The sequence below is a fragment of the Bacillus sp. FSL R5-0585 genome (assembly GCF_038004545.1).
Lineage (GTDB): Bacteria > Bacillota > Bacilli > Bacillales > Bacillaceae_G > Bacillus_A > Bacillus_A cereus.
On sequence record NZ_JBBORJ010000001.1, the window covers coordinates 4,012,501 to 4,015,000 of the forward strand.

The window sequence follows — 2,500 nt, forward strand, 5'->3', positions numbered from 1 at the left end:
ATTTCTCATACATATCAATAAGATAACTGAAAGGAGTGTAGAACTTGTTCAATCCTTCTTTATTACACATCATAAGCTCCCATTCAAGAAGCCCACACTATCATAGGAAGTTTCCAATCATTCTATTTTGGAGTCAAAAAAGCGGTTGTACTTCTCTTGCTAAGTGGTTCTTTTACCAGATTGATTTATTACAAACCGCTCTAAGTTATAGTCCTTTCATTCATAATTATGAATATGATATATACAAAAGTACACCTGCCTATAGTGTACGACTAGGAATAGCTCTACGAGAAAAACAAAAAGAAACTTTTAAACTTGTTCGTAACCCTTATAGGAGAGCAGTCAGTTCTTTCGTATCCTTAATTGGACCTCCTTATATGGAACATCCCGAATGGAAACCCATCCGAAAGTTTTTATATCAAGATGAAAATTCCTCCAAAGGAATCTCATTTAAACAATTTCTATACTATCTATTTATGAAAGGAGCTCACGCAAGTGATATTAACCCACATTTCACACAACAATATATAGCTGGTGAAGAAGAATATGTGACCAACTATATATACTTAGAAAACTTCGATCAGGAAATGAAAGAATTAGAAAAGCGTTTCGAATTAAAAACCGCACCAATAAATGAGTTCTCAACATCATGGCATCATCAAACTCCCGCCATGATTTATAAAGGGGATTTTAGCGAAGGCGATATTACTGATCCTTTATTTCCACGTCATCCAACTTTTGAAAGCTTTTATGATACTGAATGTATACAACTTGTCCAAACAATATTTCAAAATGATTTCGACACATATAAATACAGCAAAGAATATCCATACTAACTTTAGTCTATTATCTTTGCTAAATAAAAAAGATACCTCATATATAAGGTATCTTTTTAACATTTCAATTATATAAATCATACTGTTTAACAGTCTCTATTCTCCACCTTGTTACCTTTTAATAGATTACACAACTTTTGCTTATCCGCCCATCCTACTCCGATTAAAACTAAACTTGCTCCCATTATTACTCTCCATGTCAGAGATTCATTTAATAGAATAATTGAAGTAACAATACTTATTAATGGTAATGCATTTAAATATAATCCGCTTACTGATGCTGAAACTCTCTCTAGCGCTTTATTCCAAAACCAATATGCTAAAATTGTTGCTCCAATAACAAGGTATATTACACTAAGTCCCGTTTTCCAAGTTTCAACCTTTGGGAGACCGTAATAAAAAATTTCTACCAGTGCAAACGGTAAGAGAATAACAGCTCCAATAATTAAAGTTAATGTTGTAAAAACCTCGTTTGATAAATACTGTTCTTGTTTTGGTCGTTTTAGCAAAACTGTGTAGAAAGCAAATAGAAAAGTACTTAATAATATTAGTATATCTCCTATTAAGGACACTTCTTGATTAGCACTTTTAGATGGAATCGTAATAAAGAGTACTCCTATAGCACCCAATATAATTCCTATCCAATAATTCAATCGAATTTCCTCTTTTAAAAAGAGTGCTGAAAAAAGAATTGTAACCAATGGTAACGCAGCATCTATAATACTCACATGTAATCCACTTGTTAAAGAAATGCCGTAGGATGTAAACATAAAATAACCAGCTACACCGGTAAAAGCTAACAAACTCATTCTTTTCCATGGAACTTTTTTATGTACAACTGATTTTTGTAATTGCTTAAATGAGAATAGCATACAAATTCCACCTGCAAAGAAAAGACGAATAAATAACAAAGTAAACGGCTGAATAGATTCTAACGCCCATTTTGTTGGCGCAATGGCTGTGCCCCATAATATAACAGCCACTAATAACATGCATATTTCTTTCATAATCCCCCACACCCATCAAAAATATATGTTAACTACCTTAATTATAGATTTTTTCTAATGTAAAATCCTTTAAAAGCACAAAAGGTTATGTAAGATCACAAACATTCTTTTTACATCTGGACTATATTCTTGAAAAGGTAATTCTTACCTTTAAATTAAAAATAATAAAAATAAACACAAAGAACCTAAGTCAAAATGACTTAGGTTCTTGCTTGGCGACGTCCTACTCTCACAGGGACAAGGTCCCAACTACCATCGGCGCTAGAGAGCTTAACTTCCGTGTTCGGTATGGGAACGGGTGTGACCTCTCTGCCATCATCACCAAACTATTGAAGGCATATTCCTTCAAAACTAGATAACATTTGCTACATATTATATGGTTAAGTCCTCGATCTATTAGTATTCGTCAGCTCCACATGTCACCATGCTTCCACCTCGAACCTATCAACCTGATCATCTTTCAGGGATCTTACTAGCTTACGCTATGGGAAATCTCATCTTGAGGGGGGCTTCATGCTTAGATGCTTTCAGCACTTATCCCTTCCGCACATAGCTACCCAGCTATGCCCTTGGCAGAACAACTGGTACACCAGCGGTGCGTCCATCCCGGTCCTCTCGTACTAAGGACAGCTCCTCTCAAATTTCCTACGCCCACGA

At 34.9% G+C, this 2,500-nt stretch carries 2 protein-coding genes and 2 rRNA genes (1 of these 4 cut by a window edge); 1 reads left to right on the forward strand and 3 read right to left on the reverse strand.

The features are described from left to right. Positions 1-44: 44 nt before the first annotated feature. Positions 45-836 (forward strand): sulfotransferase family 2 domain-containing protein, encoded by a 792-nt coding sequence (locus MKY38_RS20650; protein ID WP_000483015.1) that lies wholly within the window; start codon positions 45-47, stop codon positions 834-836. An 86-nt stretch (positions 837-922) separates the two neighbouring features. Here MKY38_RS20650 and MKY38_RS20655 read toward each other — a convergent pair whose 3' ends face one another. The 3 genes from MKY38_RS20655 to MKY38_RS20665 form a co-directional block, all read right to left on the reverse strand. Next, positions 923-1,843 (reverse strand): DMT family transporter, encoded by a 921-nt coding sequence (locus MKY38_RS20655; protein ID WP_065223798.1) that lies wholly within the window; start codon positions 1,841-1,843, stop codon positions 923-925. 210 nt (positions 1,844-2,053) lie between these two features. Beyond that, positions 2,054-2,169, reverse strand: a 5S ribosomal RNA gene (gene rrf, locus MKY38_RS20660). Positions 2,170-2,219: 50 nt separating this feature from the next. Next, positions 2,220-2,500 (reverse strand): 23S ribosomal RNA (locus MKY38_RS20665); it runs 2,641 nt beyond the window's last position.

What these genes read in the sequence shown, in the direction of transcription:
- MKY38_RS20655 (WP_065223798.1), bottom strand. Translation starts at nt 1,843, where the DNA reads ATGAAAGAAATATGCATGTTATTAGTGGCTGTTATATTATGGGGCACA.